The 14,999-nt window shown below is 63.7% G+C and carries 14 protein-coding genes; 5 read left to right on the top strand and 9 right to left on the bottom strand.

The genetic code is table 11. The annotated features are described in order from the left end of the window. The first annotated feature begins 69 nt into the window (after positions 1–69). The gene (locus AC5ZGW_RS19240) at positions 70–396 is read left to right on the top strand and encodes a hypothetical protein (protein WP_130225348.1); all 327 of its coding nucleotides are present in this window, start codon (positions 70–72) and stop codon (positions 394–396) included. A gap of 190 nt (positions 397–586) precedes the next feature. Further along, positions 587–1,639, top strand: coding sequence for a trypsin-like peptidase domain-containing protein (locus AC5ZGW_RS19235; RefSeq protein WP_130225386.1), 1,053 nt, complete (start codon positions 587–589; stop codon positions 1,637–1,639). A 205-nt stretch (positions 1,640–1,844) separates the two neighbouring features. Here the strand turns inward: AC5ZGW_RS19235 and AC5ZGW_RS19230 are convergent, their stop codons facing one another. The 6 genes from AC5ZGW_RS19230 to AC5ZGW_RS19205 all read right to left on the bottom strand — a co-directional run bounded on the left by AC5ZGW_RS19230 (position 1,845) and on the right by AC5ZGW_RS19205 (position 7,463). Further along, positions 1,845–2,252, bottom strand: coding sequence for a F0F1 ATP synthase subunit epsilon (locus AC5ZGW_RS19230; RefSeq protein ID WP_130225347.1), 408 nt, complete (start codon positions 2,250–2,252; stop codon positions 1,845–1,847). Positions 2,253–2,362: 110 nt separating this feature from the next. Further along, positions 2,363–3,805 (bottom strand): F0F1 ATP synthase subunit beta, encoded by a 1,443-nt coding sequence (gene atpD / locus AC5ZGW_RS19225; RefSeq protein ID WP_028166254.1) that lies wholly within the window; start codon positions 3,803–3,805, stop codon positions 2,363–2,365. Positions 3,806–3,925: 120 nt separating this feature from the next. Then, positions 3,926–4,327 (bottom strand): organic hydroperoxide resistance protein, encoded by a 402-nt coding sequence (locus tag AC5ZGW_RS19220; protein ID WP_028166253.1) that lies wholly within the window; start codon positions 4,325–4,327, stop codon positions 3,926–3,928. 15 nt (positions 4,328–4,342) lie between these two features. Continuing rightward, the gene (locus tag AC5ZGW_RS19215; RefSeq protein ID WP_028166252.1) at positions 4,343–5,221 is read right to left on the bottom strand and encodes a F0F1 ATP synthase subunit gamma; all 879 of its coding nucleotides are present in this window, start codon (positions 5,219–5,221) and stop codon (positions 4,343–4,345) included. Between the two features lie 152 nt (positions 5,222–5,373). Continuing rightward, positions 5,374–6,903, bottom strand: a complete 1,530-nt coding sequence (gene atpA / locus AC5ZGW_RS19210) for a F0F1 ATP synthase subunit alpha (RefSeq protein WP_130225346.1) — start codon at positions 6,901–6,903, stop codon at positions 5,374–5,376. Next, complete coding sequence (locus AC5ZGW_RS19205) at positions 6,903–7,463, bottom strand: F0F1 ATP synthase subunit delta (RefSeq protein WP_130225345.1); 561 nt, start codon at positions 7,461–7,463, stop codon at positions 6,903–6,905. Before AC5ZGW_RS19205 ends, atpA begins: the two co-directional genes overlap by 1 nt. 621 nt (positions 7,464–8,084) lie before the next feature. On the opposite strand from AC5ZGW_RS19205, the gene AC5ZGW_RS19200 reads away from it, so the two are divergent. Continuing rightward, positions 8,085–8,585, top strand: a complete 501-nt coding sequence (locus AC5ZGW_RS19200) for a septal ring lytic transglycosylase RlpA family protein (protein WP_130225344.1) — start codon at positions 8,085–8,087, stop codon at positions 8,583–8,585. Positions 8,586–8,830: 245 nt separating this feature from the next. Here the strand turns inward: AC5ZGW_RS19200 and AC5ZGW_RS19195 are convergent, their stop codons facing one another. Beyond that, positions 8,831–11,038, bottom strand: coding sequence for a primosomal protein N' (locus AC5ZGW_RS19195; RefSeq protein ID WP_130225343.1), 2,208 nt, complete (start codon positions 11,036–11,038; stop codon positions 8,831–8,833). A gap of 156 nt (positions 11,039–11,194) precedes the next feature. On the opposite strand from AC5ZGW_RS19195, the gene AC5ZGW_RS19190 reads away from it, so the two are divergent. Both AC5ZGW_RS19190 and AC5ZGW_RS19185 read left to right on the top strand, forming a co-directional pair. Next, entirely contained in the window at positions 11,195–12,166 is a 972-nt protein-coding gene (locus tag AC5ZGW_RS19190) for a tyrosine recombinase XerC (RefSeq protein ID WP_208829777.1), read from the top strand. A gap of 146 nt (positions 12,167–12,312) precedes the next feature. Beyond that, on the top strand, positions 12,313–12,903 hold the full coding sequence (locus AC5ZGW_RS19185; RefSeq protein ID WP_130231554.1) for a DUF4337 domain-containing protein: 591 nt from the start codon (positions 12,313–12,315) through the stop codon (positions 12,901–12,903). A gap of 80 nt (positions 12,904–12,983) precedes the next feature. Here the strand turns inward: AC5ZGW_RS19185 and AC5ZGW_RS19180 are convergent, their stop codons facing one another. Together AC5ZGW_RS19180 and lpdA are read right to left on the bottom strand one after the other, a co-directional pair. After that, entirely contained in the window at positions 12,984–13,514 is a 531-nt protein-coding gene (locus AC5ZGW_RS19180) for a hypothetical protein (protein ID WP_130231552.1), read from the bottom strand. 74 nt (positions 13,515–13,588) lie between these two features. After that, positions 13,589–14,989 carry a dihydrolipoyl dehydrogenase gene (lpdA, locus tag AC5ZGW_RS19175; protein WP_463328372.1) on the bottom strand — a complete coding sequence of 467 codons (1,401 nt, stop codon included), beginning with the start codon at positions 14,987–14,989 and terminating at the stop codon, positions 13,589–13,591. Positions 14,990–14,999: the final 10 nt, after the last annotated feature.

Below are 14,999 nucleotides of genomic sequence, written 5' to 3'. Positions count from 1 at the left end.
GCGGCGCGTCCGGCGCCGCCTTTCAACTCAAACGGTGTCCTTGGAAAGGAGCGTAAAGGAGACACTTCGATGAGCGAGACCAGTGTTAGCGCCGCCACACCCCCCCTCTTCCACCCCGCCGCCCATTGCGACTCACCCGCCCAGGTCCTGGCGGACCCGCGGCTATCCCGATCCGAGAAGCGCGTCATCCTATCGTCCTGGGCATCCGACATGTTCGCGGTGGAATCCAGCCCCAGCCTGCGCGACATCCCGGGGATCGACCACAGCATTCGCCTGGCCGATATCCTTTCCGCGCCGCGGCAGCTAGATGACGACGACGATCCGCCGCCACGCGGCGGCGCTGCGCTGCCGCGGCCTTCGCGAACCAATCTCTCCCATGAGGCCCCGCCTTGTTGACGCCAACTATTTTGGCTTTGGCATGGGTCAATCAGGCGTCCGCGCTGCTGGTGATGCCATGGTTCGCATGGCAGCGGGATTTGCTTTCTCGCGACATCTTGCGCGCCGGATTCCAGCTGGACCGATAGAGAGAGCGGACGTGAAGCGAGCAATATCGACTGCATTCGGCGCCGTGCTCGGCGCGCTCATCATGATCGTGCCGGCGGCAGGTCAGGTCCCGAATCTGAAAACCGGGGGCACGGTGCCGACGCTGGCGCCCCTGGTACGCGAAGTGACTCCCGCGGTCGTCAATATCTCCGTGCATGGCAAAATCCGCGAGGACAACCCGCTTTATCGCGATCCGCTGTTCCGCGAATTCTTCGATGTGCCGAAGCAACTCGAGAAGGAGATCAGCGCAACCGGCTCCGGCGTCATCGTCGACGGTGAGCGGGGCTACATCCTGACCAACAATCACGTGGTGGATCAGGTCTCGGCGGTCCAGATCACAATCAAGGACGGTCGTCAGTTCTCTGCCAAGGTAATGGGCCGCGATCCCGCGACCGATATCGCGGTCCTGAAAATCCACTCCCCGACCGCACTCAAGGCGATTGCACTGGGCGACAGCGATGCGCTTGAAGTCGGCGATTTCGTCATTGCCGTCGGCAATCCCTTCGGCCTCGGCCAGACCGTGACATCGGGGCTTGTAAGCGCGCTCGGCCGCACCGGGCTGGGCAAACAGGGCTATGAGGATTTCATCCAGACCGACGCCGCGATCAACCCCGGCAACTCCGGCGGCGCGCTGATCAATCTGAAGGGCGAACTGATCGGCATCAACTCGGCGATCATTTCGCCGGCCGGCGGCAATGTCGGCATCGGCTTTGCGATCCCGATCAACATGGCACGCCGCGTGATGGACCAGATCGTCGAGAACGGCAAGGTCGTGCGCGGCCGGATCGGTGTCTCGCTGCAGGATATGCATCCCTCGACGGACGGCGGGCGCAGCGAGGGGGCCAGGATCGCCGACATCAGTCCGGGATCGCCTGCGGAGGCCGCCGGTCTGCGCAAGGGCGATGTCGTGCTGCGAGCCGACGATCGTCCGATCCGCAGCGCTGCGCAGCTCCGTAACCGTGTCGGCCTCGCTCGCATCGGGGAGCAGGTCAGGCTGACAATCGAGCGCGGCGGCGGGACCCAGAATGTCACGGTCGCAGTGGCGCCGATGGTGGACGCCAATGCTGCGGTTTCAAGCAGGACGCAGCGCCGTTAGAGCGTTTTCGAGCGAAGTGGATACCGATTCGCGTGAAGAACGCGTCAAAACAAGAATCTAGAGCTTCGGTTCTGATCCAATCAGAACCGAAGCTCTAAGCCCGCGCAATGTTTGGAATTCGGCATCCAAAAACCCTCGTCCGCCACGATGTGACAGACGAAGGTCGTTCAAGTTTTTGTTCGGCCCCGGCGCGGTGCACCGGGGCCTAGTGCATAGCCGTCGCGTTGAGGATGTTCTCGATGCTCTTGAAGTGGTCGAGCCGCTCGATCTCGCGGTCGAGCTCCGAGCCGTGCTTCTCTTTCAGGTTCTCTTCCATCTCCGCGATGGTTTCCCTGAACTCGGCGCGATCGACTTCCTGGATCGAGGTCGCGACATCAGCGAGCACGGTCAGGCGATTGTCGGAGACCTCGGCAAGACCGCCGAGCACCACCATCTTCTGATGCGCCCCGCCGGTCGTGATGGTCAGGATACCCGGACGGATCGCCGCCACGACCGGTGCGTGACCGGCGAGCACGCCGAAATCACCTTCCACGCCGGGAACATCGACCTGATCGACCTCGCCGGAGAAAGCGAGCGCTTCGGGGGAGACGAGGTCGAAGTGGAAGGTGGCCATGGTCTTTCCGTTCTTTCCGCTGTCACCCGCGGGCGTGACCCGCGGGTCCATCGATCAAAGAGTTCTGCCTTGATGGAGTGCCGGGCCAAGCCCGGCAATGACGAGTGTGCTCAAGCTGCTTCGGCAGCCAGCTTCTTGCCCTTCTCGACCGCCTCTTCGATGGTGCCGACCATGTAGAAGGCAGCCTCCGGCAGGTGGTCGTACTTGCCTTCGCACAAGCCGCGGAAGCCCTTGATGGTGTCGGCGAGCTCGACGAACTTGCCCGGCGAACCGGTGAAGACTTCGGCGACATGGAAGGGCTGCGACAGGAAGCGCTCGATCTTGCGGGCGCGAGCCACCGTCAGCTTGTCCTCTTCCGAAAGCTCGTCCATGCCGAGGATGGCGATGATGTCCTGCAGCGACTTATAGCGCTGCAGCACCTGCTGCACCATGCGCGCAGTGTTGTAATGCTCCTCGCCGACGACCAGCGGCGACAGCATGCGGGAGGTCGAGTCGAGCGGGTCCACCGCCGGATAGATGCCCTTCTCCGAGATCGCACGCGACAGCACGGTGGTGGCGTCCAAGTGGGCGAAGGAGGTCGCCGGCGCCGGGTCGGTCAGGTCGTCGGCCGGCACGTAGATCGCCTGCACCGAAGTGATCGAGCCCTTCTGGGTGGTGGTGATGCGCTCCTGCAGCGCGCCCATGTCGGTCGCAAGCGTCGGCTGGTAACCCACCGCCGACGGGATGCGGCCGAGCAGCGCCGACACTTCGGAGCCGGCCTGCGTGAAGCGGAAGATGTTGTCGACGAAGAACAGCACGTCCTGACCCTGGTCGCGGAAGTGCTCGGCCACCGTGAGGCCGGTGAGGCCGACGCGCGCGCGTGCGCCCGGCGGTTCGTTCATCTGGCCGAACACGAGCGCGCATTTCGACTGTACGCTCGGATCGGGATTGCGCGGGTCCGCGTTGACCTTGGACTCGATGAACTCGTGATAGAGGTCATTGCCTTCGCGGGTACGCTCGCCGACGCCGGCGAACACCGAGTAACCGCCGTGCGCTTTCGCAACGTTATTGATCAGTTCCTGAATCAGCACGGTCTTGCCGACGCCGGCGCCGCCGAACAGGCCGATCTTGCCGCCCTTGGCGTAAGGCGCGAGCAAATCGACGACCTTGATGCCGGTGACGAGAATTTCCGCCTCGGTGGACTGGTCGGTATAGGTCGGCGCTTCCTGGTGGATCGCGCGAACGCCTTCGGCCTTGATCGGGCCGGCCTCGTCGATCGGCTCGCCGATGACGTTGATGATGCGGCCGAGCGTACCGACGCCGACCGGCACCCGGATCGGCTCGCCGGTATCGGTCACTTCCTGGCCGCGCACCAGACCCTCGGTCGTATCCATCGCGATCGTCCGCACGGTGGATTCGCCGAGATGCTGCGCCACCTCGAGCACGAGACGGCTGCCGCCGTTCTTGGTTTCCAGCGAGTTGAGAATCGCCGGCAGGTGGCCCTCGAACTGGACGTCGACGACGGCGCCCATAACCTGGGTGACGCGACCGATCTGGTTGGCTGCTGTAGCCATTTACTCTGTCTCCTTCGATCCGAATTTCCAGATCATGATCCGACGGGTCGGATCATGATCGCATCTTTTTTTGCGCATGATCTCTTCGGAAAACCGGTCCCCACTTTTCCGGATCATGCTTTAAACCACGGTCAGCTTGACCGGGATATTACCTTTGGTGGCCTTCGAATACGGGCACACCGTGTGAGCTTCCTCGACCAGCGCCTGGACCTTGGCCTTATCAGCGCCTGGGATTGAAACCTTGAGTTCGACGGCGAGCGAAAAGCCGCCATCGGTATTGAGCGTCACGTCGGCCGTGACCTTTGCCGCCTGGCCGTCGACGCCATGGTTCTTGGCGACCACGAGGATGGCCTGGCCAAAGCAGGCCGAATAGCCCAGCGCAAAAAGCTGCTCGGGATTGTGGCCATCGCCGGCGCCGCCCAATTCCTTCGGCAGCGCCATTGCGAGCGCCAGCCCGCCGTTGTCGAGCACGGAGCGGCCGTTGCGTCCGCCCTTGGTGGTAGCCGATGTGACGTAAGCCATTTCGCGCTCCCTTGGTTAGACCGCCTCGGCGCCGGAAATGATTTCGATCAGTTCCTTGGTGATCATCGCCTGACGGGTTCGGTTGTAGACCAGCGTCTGCTTGCGGATCATTTCACCGGCGTTGCGCGTCGCGTTGTCCATCGCGCTCATCTGCGCGCCGTAGAACGAGGCGTTGTTTTCCAGGAGTGCACGGAATACCTGCACGGCGAGGTTGCGCGGCAACAGGCTGGTGAGGATCTCGTCCTCCTCCGGCTCGTACTCGTAGGCGGTCGCCGGACCGCCGTTTCCGGCCGGCGTTTCCACCACCAGCGGAATGACCTGCTGCGCGGTCGGGACTTGCGCGATCACCGATTTGAATTGTGAATAGAACAGCGTGCAGACGTCGAATTCGCTGGCATCGAAGCGCGCCAACACTTTCTTGGCGATGTCCTCGGCATTGACGAAGCCGAGCTGCCGCACCGCACGCAGGTCGACATGCTCGACGATCTGCCGTTCGAACAGGCGGCGAAGCTGCTCATAGCCCTTGCGGCCGACGCAGAAGAATTTGACTTCCTTGCCCTGACCGAGCAGCGACAGCGCGTGCTCACGCGCCAATCGCACGATCGCGGAGTTGAATGCACCGCAAAGGCCACGTTCGCCGGTGCAGACCAGGAGCAGATGCACCTGGTCCCTGCCCGTCCCGGCGAGCAGCGCCGGCGCGCCGGGCGAGCCTGCGGCGGCGCTGGCGATATTGCCGATCACGGCGCCCATCTTGTCTGCATAGGGCCGAGCGGCCTCGGCAGCGGTCTGCGCGCGGCGCAGCTTTGACGCCGCCACCATCTGCATGGCCTTGGTGATCTTCTGCGTCGCCTTGGTCGAGGCGATGCGGACCCGCATGTCTTTTAGTGACGCCATTCTTCGTCCACCCCGGCGATCCGATCGAGCGATCCGACCGCTAGCCTATCCCATTGTTCTGCCCGGCGCCTGCGCCGGGCATCCGCTTCTCGTCGGCCGGGAGCCGCAGGCGCGAAGACCAGCTCCGCACCCTTGTCCGGCCGCGACGACGTTTAGGCAAACGTCTTGGCGAAACCTTCGACCACGTTCTTCAGCTTGGCGGCAACGTCGTCGTTGAGGTCGCGGCTATCGCGGATCGCGTCGAGGATGTCGGCATTCTTGCCACGCAGCAGCGACAGCAGGCCATCCTCGAAGGCGCGCACCTTGTTGAGCGGCAGCGGATCGAGATAGCCGTTGGTGCCGGCCCAGATCACGCAGACCTGTTCTTCCATCTTCAACGGCGAGAACTGCGGCTGCTTCAACAGCTCGGTCAGGCGCGAGCCGCGGTTGAGCAGGCGCTGGGTCGAGGCGTCGAGGTCGGAGCCGAACTGCGCGAACGCCGCCATTTCGCGGTACTGCGCGAGCTCGCCCTTGATCTTGCCGGCGACCTTCTTCATCGCCTTGGTCTGCGCCGACGATCCGACGCGCGACACCGACAGACCGACGTTCACCGCGGGACGGATGCCCTGGAAGAACAGGTCGGTTTCCAGGAAGATCTGACCGTCGGTAATCGAGATCACGTTGGTCGGGATGTAGGCCGACACGTCGTTGGCCTGGGTTTCGATCACCGGCAGCGCGGTCAGCGAGCCCAAACCGTGCTCCTTGTTGAGCTTGGCGGCGCGCTCGAGCAGGCGGGAGTGCAGATAGAACACGTCGCCCGGATAGGCTTCGCGGCCCGGCGGGCGGCGCAGCAGCAGCGACATCTGGCGATAGGCGACGGCCTGCTTCGACAGGTCGTCATAGATGATGACGGCGTGCATGCCGTTGTCACGGAAAAATTCGCCCATCGTGCAGGCGGTGAACGGCGCGATGTACTGCATCGGCGCTGGATCGGACGCGGTGGCCGCGACGACGATCGAATATTCCAGCGCGCCCTGCTCTTCCAGCACCTTCACGAACTGGGCAACGGTGGAACGCTTCTGGCCGATCGCGACGTAGACGCAATACAGCTTGATATTCTCGTCCGGCTGCGCGTTGAGCGGCTTCTGATTGAGAATGGTGTCGAGCGCGATCGCGGTCTTGCCGGTCTGACGGTCGCCGATGATCAACTCGCGCTGGCCGCGGCCGATCGGGATCAGCGCATCGATCGCCTTGAGGCCGGTCGCCATCGGCTCGTTCACCGACTTACGCGGAATGATGCCGGGCGCCTTGACGTCAACGCGCATGCGCTTGTCAGCCTGGATCGGACCCTTGCCATCGATCGGATTACCGAGCGCATCGACGACGCGGCCGAGCAGGCCCTTGCCGACCGGCGTGTCGACGATGGCGCGGGTGCGCTTGACGGTCTGACCTTCCTTGATCTCGCGGTCGGCGCCGAAGATCACGATGCCGACGTTATCGGTTTCGAGGTTGAGCGCCATGCCGCGGGTGCCGTTCTCGAACTCGACCATTTCACCGGCCTGGACATTGTCCAGCCCGTAGACGCGGGCGATACCGTCACCGACCGACAGCACCTGGCCGACTTCGGTGACCTCGGCCTCCTGGCCGAAATTCTTGATCTGGTCCTTGAGGATCGCGGAAATTTCCGCGGCGCGGATGTCCATCAGCCTGCCTCTTTCATCGCGTGCTTGATCGAATTGAGTTTGGTGCGAAGCGAGCTATCCACCATGCGGCTACCGACCTTGACCACAAGGCCGCCGATGATGGAGGGATCGATCTTCACGTTGAGCGCGACGTCCTTGCCCGTCACCGACTTCAGTGCGGCCTTCAGCGCGTCGAGATTCTTGTCATTGAGCGCTTCCGCGACGGTGACTTCGGCGGTCGCCTCGCCCTTGAAGTTCGCCACCAGCGCGTTGTAGGCGCGGATCACGTCCGCGACCGCAAACAAGCGGCGATTGGAGGTGAGCACTTTCAGGAACTTGGCGGTGATGCCGGAGATACCGGCCTTGTCGAGCACCGCGGAGAGCGCCTTCAATTGCGCTTCGGCGGAAAACACCGGGCTGCGAACGAGGCGCTTCAGATCTGCGCTCTCATCTAGAAGGGCATTGAATTTATCGAGATCGGACTTCACGGCATCGACGGACTTTTCGTCGCGAGCCAGATCGAACAGGGCCGTTGCGTAACGACCGGCAACTCCCGAAACGGACGGATCTTCAGCAGCCACAGACGCGCTCTTTTTTGCTGTCAAATTCGCAAGGGAAAAACCGTCGCCGCTGCAGCGGCGCCTAGCGATCCAAGCCCTTGGAATTCAAGCGGGACTTCGATTTTCGACCGACACGCGGAGTGCCGGGATCGTTAAAATCGCGGCTTTGCTAGCATGGCAGGCGCGCAGGTGCAACACGACGTCACATCTAGGTGATGCCTTGCCGCACGGCCGCAACGAAGCGCCGCGAGGACCTTGCCGAGCAAAATTCTGCGCGCAGGAATTTTCACCGCCAAGCAGGAAGACCGCCGATCGTTCCATTGGCAATCGCAGACCAGGCCGCAGTTCCCGCGACGGAACAAAACCGCCGCTCGCTCTCCATTTCGTGATTACTTGCGGAAACCTTTCCTAGACGTAAATTAAACAGTATTCGTAAGTATTACGACGGTTAAAGTTTGGTTAAATCTAAAGAATAGCTGAAGCTGTCCGGCAGCACTCCGGCAGTAACAAGATATTTCAGTCTGATACATTCCGAATTTACTGCCCAATTCATGCCTCATTGCGAAATCACACGGCCTTGGTCGACGAAGGGACGGGGGTTCCATTTGCCACGTATGTGGCAATACTGTTTGAGGGTCTTGAATGTTGAAATACAAGAAGCCGGCTCGGGGCAACGCAACCCGGCCGTCGCGCGCGGCGCTGGCTGTCGTCGCCGCAACTTTCCTGGTTGGTGGAAGCATCACCGAAGCGTCGGCTAAATCCCGGCACCACCATCATCGCCATCACCATCACCAGGCCCGTGCCGCAACCGACGCGGCGTCGCGCGATGCCAATGCGGCGTTTGCGCCCAGCACCGGCGGGCGGAGCTTCTCGGGCATGGCGTCCTTTTACGGCAACGAGTCCGGCAGCCGCACCGCGTCCGGTCAGCGCTTCAACCAGAACGCCATGACCGCGGCCCACCGCAGCCTGCCGTTCGGCACCAAGCTGCGCGTGACCCATGGCGGCCGCAGCGTGGTCGTCACCATCAACGACCGCGGCCCGTTCATCCGTGGCCGCGTGCTTGATCTCTCCACGGGCGCCGCCCGTGCCATCGGCCTGACTGGTGCCGGCGTCGGCCGTGTCACCGCCGAGGTCGTCTCCTAAAGGCGCCCTTCAGGCGCCGTTTCCGACCAGTTTCGGTAAGCGTTGCGTAGAGTACGGCCGCGGAACTTTCCGCGCACCGATGAGAGCCTGCCGTCAGAAATGACGGCAGGCTTTTTCATGAGTTCGCCGCCGTCATTCCGGGGCACGCGTAGCGTGAGCCCGGAATCCATCGCGCCACCTGCGCGCGCGGTCCGATGGATTCCGGGCTCGCGACTTCGTCGCGCCCCGGAATGACGGCGAGAGGGCTACAAAAAGCTCTGCGGATCGACGTCGACCTCGAGCTTGAGGTTGCCCGTGGTCTTCGGCCCGGCCGCCAGCCATTCGCGCAAGTACTGCGACAGATCGACCGAACGCAGCGACTTCACCAGCAGGCGGAAGCGGTAGCGGCCCTTGATGACCGCAAGCGGCGCCTCCGCCGGGCCGAGCACCTGGATGCGCTCGTCGAGCGGCGCGACCGAGGCCAGCTTGCGCCCAAAGCCTTCCGCCGTGGGCCGGTCGCCCGCCGAGATGATCAGGCTCGCCAATCGCCCGAATGGCGGATAGCCGGTGCGCTCGCGCGATTCGATCTCGCTGGCGTAGAACGCCTCGCGGTCGCTCGCGACCAGCGCCTTCATCACGGGATGCTCGGGCTGATGGGTCTGCAGATACCCGACGCCGCGGCCCTGCTCGCGGCCGGCGCGCCCGATCACCTGGTTGAGGAGCTGGAACGTGCGCTCGGCCGCACGCGGATCGCCATTGCCGAGGCCGAGATCGGCATCGACCACGCCGACCAGATTGAGGCGCGGGAAGTTGTGGCCTTTCGCCACAAGCTGCGTGCCGATGATGATGTCGACCCGGCCTTCGGCGATCTCGTTCAGTTCGCTGCGCATGGTCTCGATCGAGGTGATGAGGTCGCTGGAGAGCACCATGGTGCGCGCGCCGGGAAACAGCGCCGCAGCCTCTTCCTGCAGCCGCTCCACGCCCGGGCCGACCGCCACCAGCGATTCCTCCGCCGCGCAATGTGGGCAGATGTTCGGGCGCGGCATCGAGAAACCGCAATGGTGGCAGACCAGGCGCTGGCGGAAGCGGTGATCGACCAGCCAGGCATCGCAGATGGTGCAGGCAAAGCGGTGTCCGCAGGCGCGGCACAGCGTCAGCGGCGCATAGCCGCGGCGATTGAGGAATAAAAGCGCCTGCTCGCGCCGTTCCACCGCGTAGCGGATCTGCTCGGCGAGCCGCGGCGAGATGAAGCGGCCACGCGAGGGCGGCTCGCGCCGCAAATCGATGGCCTCGATCTGCGGCATGTGCTGGCCGCCGAAGCGCGAAGGCAGCGCAATGCGCTGATAACGCCCCTTGCGCGCATTGACCTCGCTTTCGATTGATGGCGTGGCGGAGGCGAGCACGATCGGGATCTTGGCGATATGCGCGCGCACCACGGCCATGTCGCGGGCATGGTAATGCGCGCCATCGTCCTGCTTATAGGCCTGGTCGTGCTCTTCATCGACGATGATGAGCCCGAGATCGGCATAGGGCAGGAACAGCGCCGAGCGCGCGCCGACCACCACCGGCGCCTCGCCGCCCGAGATCGCCGCCCAATTGCGGGCGCGGGTGCGCGGCGAGAGCTCGGAATGCCATTCCAGCGGACGCACGCCAAAGCGCTGCGCGAAGCGATCGAGGAACTGGCCAGTCAGCGCGATCTCCGGCATCAGGATCAACGACTGCCTGTTACGGCGGATATTTTCGGCGATCGCCTCGAAATAGACCTCGGTCTTGCCCGATCCTGTGACGCCATCGAGCAGGGCCACATGAAAACTGCCGCTCGCCGCCAGCGTCCGCATCGCATCGGCGGCGGCGCGTTGCTGGCCCGAGAAGTCCGGCTGCGCGCAATCCGGATCGGGCATGGGCGGCGCTGGTGGCGGCGGCATCGGCTCGACCGTCAGCGTGCCCTCATCGACGAGGCCGTCGATCACGCCACTGCTCACGCCGGCTTCCCTCGCCGCTTCCGACTTGCCATGCAAGAGGCGGTCGGAGAGCAATTCGATCACCCGATGCCGCGCCGGCGTCATTCGCCGCGGCGGCTCGCCAACCAGCCGTACGCCCAGGCGCATCCGCTCGGGGCCGAGATTTTCGCCCATGCGCAGCGTCATCCGCAGCACCATGCCGCGGGCGGACAGCGTGTAATTGGCCACCCAATCGACGAGCGCGCGCAGCTCCGGTTTCAGCGGCGGCACGTCGAGCTTCTCGCTGACATCCTTCAGCCGGTTGTGCAGCCGCGGATCGGGCTTGGCGTTTTCCGCCCAGACCACCGCCATCACCTCGCGCGCACCGAGCGGTACCGCGACGACATCGCCGGCCTTCAGATCCATGCCGCGCGGCACGCGATAGGAATAGGTCTGGTCGAGCGCGACCGGGACCAGTACATCGACCATGGAGGTCGGCGTGAGCGAGGAAGCGTGGCTGCGCGCGGTGTCCATTCAGGAGATCGTAAGTTCCGATTGCAGGTGAGGGTAGAGCCGCTGGCGCAAGTTAGCGAACGGTAAACGAAAGCGATGCGATATAATGGCTTAAACCATCGCCTCCAAGATCGCCTCCAAGACAGGTCCGTCAAGACAGGTCCATAAGACAGGTCCATGGCCAAAGCGCTTCCCGCCGTTCCCGTGATCGAACTCGACTGCGCCGACGAAACCGTCACGCAGGAGATGGCGCACTGGCTATCGCATCTGCGTGCCGAACGGCGATTGTCGCCGAAAACGCTGGAGGCCTATGCCCGCGACGTCCGCCAATGCCTCGCCTTTCTTGCCCAGCACTGGGGCACGCGGGTAACGCTGCAAGGTTTTGCGGCCCTCGAGGCCACCGATATCAGGGCGTTCATGGCGATGCGCCGCGCCGACGATGTCGCCGGACGCTCGCTGATGCGGGCCCTGGCTGGCCTGCGCTCGTTCGGCCGATTCCTCGAGCGCGAAGGCAAGGGCAAGGTCGGCGCCCTCTCCGCGATCCGCGCGCCCAAGGTTGCAAAGAGCCTGCCGAAGCCGATCCACGTGGCGGCGGCAAAACGCTTCGCCGATGCCGACGAGCGCGCCGGCGAGGAACGCGAGACCTGGATCCTGGTACGTGATGCGGCGGTGATGGCACTGCTCTATGGCTCGGGCCTGCGCATCTCCGAGGCGCTCGGCTTGAAACGTCGCGACGTGCCGAAACCCGGCGAAGGCGACGTACTGGTCGTGACCGGCAAAGGCAACAAGACCCGCATGGTGCCGGTGCTGCAAAACGTGTTGCAGCTCATTGCCGACTACGCGGCGACCTGCCCGCATCCGCTGCCGCCCACCGGCCCGATGTTCGTCGGCGCCCGCGGCGGCCCGTTGAGCCCGCGCATCATCCAGCTCGCCATGGAGCGGCTGCGCGGCGCGCTCGGCCTGCCCGACAGCGCCACCCCGCACGCGCTGCGGCATTCGTTCGCGACCCACCTGCTCAGCCGCGGCGGCGATTTGCGCGCGATCCAGGAATTGCTCGGCCACGCTTCGCTCTCGACCACGCAAATCTATACCGGCATCGATTCGGAACGACTGCTCGAGGTCTATCGCTCCGCGCATCCGCGGGGCTGACTTCGCTCACGTATTGACGCGTTTTTCCTCGTGTGAGGGGCGATGCCGGGTTCATCCTGACACGCTCACGTCACATCCGCTTGGCACTTGCGTAAGCGATGTCGTTTCGGCAATCGTGACGGCGGGTCATATCGGAGAGGGGAATCATGAGCGCACATGAGAGTATGGAGCATGCGGAGCACGCCGAGCATGCATCCGGCGAGAACAAGAAGATCGCGCTGTTGATTGCCGTGATCGCGCTGTTCCTGGCGCTCTCGGAGACGCTGGGCAAGGGGGCGCAGACCGAATCGATCAGCAAGAACGTCGAGGCGTCGAACCTGTGGGCGTTTTTCCAGGCCAAGAGCATCCGCCGCACCGCGGTGCAGACGGCCGCCGAGCAGGGCAAGCTGACCCTTGCCACCACCACAGACGATGCCATCAGGGCGACGATTCAAAAGCAGCTCGATGACTGGCAGAAAACGGCAGCGCGCTATCGCTCCGAACCCGAGACCGGCGAAGGCACCGAGCAGCTCGCCGAACGCGCCAAACATGCCGAGCACCAGCGCGACGAAGCGACGGCAAAATACCACCACTTCGAGATCGCCTCCGCCGCCTTCCAGATCGCGATCGTGCTGGCATCGGCGACCATCATCACAGGCATCATCGCGCTGGCCTGGATTTCAGGCCTGCTGACGCTCGCCGGCATCGTCATCGCCGCGCTGGGCCTGTACTCGCCGCATCTGCTGCATCTGCATTGAGTCACTAACTGCCGCGCCGACTTCACCTCTCCCGAAGGGAGAGGTGAACCGAGCCCGCGGCTAGGGTTTGCGACGAGTCGTCACCGCGCTTGCTGTACGCTCCTGCGGAAGCGGGCGATCAGCCGGATCGTTCGCGCCGACCAGCCGTTACCGTCGCCGCGCAGGGTCTCCACGATGCGCAGCTTGATCGGATCGATCAGCGCGACGGCTTTCGCGCGCATCCTCAGCACGAAATCATAGAGCGCCTCGAACCAGCGCATCTCCAGAAGCTTCGGGCGGGTCACGTCGAAGATAAAAGCGGTGACGCCGACGCCGAGAAACTTCGCGAACAGGAGGGTGCCGATCGCGCTCAGCCAATGTTCGTGGGCGAGCAGCCAAAGGCCGACCAGCTTGAGCGGAAACAACGGGATCACCGGCACGATGAACACGATCAGCGTCATTGCCGGCGACAACGAATCGACCCGATCGGCAAGCCACTGCTTGAACGCGCGCAGCGGGATCAGCGCCACCACGCGCGCCACGATCGGCTCGAGGTGATCCCAAAGCCACGCCTCGATCAGGAAGATGATCGCAAGCAGGACCCAGAAAGGCTGAAGCAGGCGGCGCAGCATCTGTTGTCTCGACCCCGGCCAGATTTTACCTTCGAGCATAATCCTTTACGGACCCTGCTCAGGCCGGGCGTCGATCACATATGGATGGCCCGCTTGCCGACCGCAAGCGCAGCTTCCTTGATCGCCTCGGAGCGGGTCGGATGGGCGTGGCAGGTGCGCGCCAGATCCTCGGCGGAGCCGCCGAATTCCATGAGAACCGCGGCTTCATGGATCATTTCGCCGGCTTCGCGGCCGATGATGTGCACGCCAAGCACCCGATCGGTCTTCGCATCTGCGAGAATCTTGACGAATCCTTCCGTGGTCTGGTTGACCTTGGAGCGGCCGTTGGCGGTGAACGGAAATTTCCCGACGGTATAGGCAATGCCGGCCTGCTTGAGCTCTTCCTCGGTCTTGCCGACGGAAGAAACTTCCGGCGTGGTATACACGACTCCTGGGATAACATCGTAGTTCACATGGCCGGCCTGGCCTGCGATGATCTCGGCAACCGCCACGCCTTCATCTTCGGCCTTGTGCGCCAGCATCGGCCCGGCAACGACGTCGCCGATCGCATAGATGCCTTTCACGGTGGTCGCGAAATGCGGGTCGATCTGCACCCGGCCGCGATTGTCGAGCGCGACGCCGGCTTCCTTCAGGCCGAGGCCATCGGTAAAGGGCACGCGGCCGATCGCAACCAGTACCACGTCGGCTTCGATCGTTTCCGAAGCCCCGCCCGCGGCGGGCTCGACCTTGGCCAATAGAGTCTTGCCCGAGGTATCCACGGCGGTCACCTTGGTGCCGAGCTTGAACGCAAAGCCCTGCTTTTCAAGGATGCGCTGGAACTGCTTGGCGATCTCGCCATCCATGCCGGGCAGGATGCGGTCGAGGAATTCGACCACCATGACCTCCGCGCCGAGGCGCTTCCACACCGAGCCGAGTTCGAGTCCGATCACGCCCGCACCGATGATCAAGAGCCTTTCCGGCACCTTCTCCAGCGACAGCGCGCCGGTTGACGACACGACGCGCTTTTCGTCGATCTCGATGCCCTTCAGCCGCGCGATATCGGAGCCGGTGGCAATGACGATGTTCTTGGTCTCGACCGTCTGCGTGCTGCCATTGGCGGAGACCTCGACCTTGCCCGCGCCAAGAATCTTGCCAGCGCCCTTCAGCACGTCGATCTTGTTCTTCTTCATCAGGAAGTCGACGCCCTTGACGTTGCCGTCGATGCCCTGCTGCTTGAAGTTCATCATCGATGGCAGATCGAGTTTCGGCGCCGATACGCTGACGCCCATCTTGGCGAAGGAATGCGCGGCTTCCTCGAACATCTCGGAGGCGTGCAACAGTGCCTTGGACGGCATGCAGCCAACGTTGAGGCAGGTGCCGCCAAGCGTCGGGTTCTTCTCGACCACCGCGACCTTCATGCCAAGTTGCGCCGCGCGCACCGCGCAGACATATCCACCGGGCCCGGTGCCGATGACGACGAGATCATAAGAAGCCATTTCGAAGATC

Source organism: Bradyrhizobium sp. Crot121 (genome assembly GCF_059512385.1).
The sequence above is the reverse complement of the archived record's forward strand: the minus strand, read 5'-3'. Positions and strand labels throughout refer to the sequence as shown.

Coding starts and splice junctions, on each gene's coding strand:
- AC5ZGW_RS19180 (WP_130231552.1), bottom strand. CDS start 13,514: ATGCTGCGCCGCCTGCTTCAGCCTTTCTGGGTCCTGCTTGCGATCATC.
- AC5ZGW_RS19185 (WP_130231554.1), top strand. CDS start 12,313: ATGAGCGCACATGAGAGTATGGAGCATGCGGAGCACGCCGAGCATGCA.
- AC5ZGW_RS19235 (WP_130225386.1), top strand. CDS start 587: ATGATCGTGCCGGCGGCAGGTCAGGTCCCGAATCTGAAAACCGGGGGC.
- AC5ZGW_RS19215 (WP_028166252.1), bottom strand. CDS start 5,221: ATGGCGTCACTAAAAGACATGCGGGTCCGCATCGCCTCGACCAAGGCG.
- atpA (WP_130225346.1), bottom strand. CDS start 6,903: ATGGACATCCGCGCCGCGGAAATTTCCGCGATCCTCAAGGACCAGATC.
- atpD (WP_028166254.1), bottom strand. CDS start 3,805: ATGGCTACAGCAGCCAACCAGATCGGTCGCGTCACCCAGGTTATGGGC.
- AC5ZGW_RS19220 (WP_028166253.1), bottom strand. CDS start 4,327: ATGGCTTACGTCACATCGGCTACCACCAAGGGCGGACGCAACGGCCGC.
- AC5ZGW_RS19190 (WP_208829777.1), top strand. CDS start 11,195: ATGGCCAAAGCGCTTCCCGCCGTTCCCGTGATCGAACTCGACTGCGCC.
- lpdA (WP_463328372.1), bottom strand. CDS start 14,989: ATGGCTTCTTATGATCTCGTCGTCATCGGCACCGGGCCCGGTGGATAT.
- AC5ZGW_RS19230 (WP_130225347.1), bottom strand. CDS start 2,252: ATGGCCACCTTCCACTTCGACCTCGTCTCCCCCGAAGCGCTCGCTTTC.
- AC5ZGW_RS19195 (WP_130225343.1), bottom strand. CDS start 11,038: ATGGACACCGCGCGCAGCCACGCTTCCTCGCTCACGCCGACCTCCATG.
- AC5ZGW_RS19240 (WP_130225348.1), top strand. CDS start 70: ATGAGCGAGACCAGTGTTAGCGCCGCCACACCCCCCCTCTTCCACCCC.
- AC5ZGW_RS19200 (WP_130225344.1), top strand. CDS start 8,085: ATGTTGAAATACAAGAAGCCGGCTCGGGGCAACGCAACCCGGCCGTCG.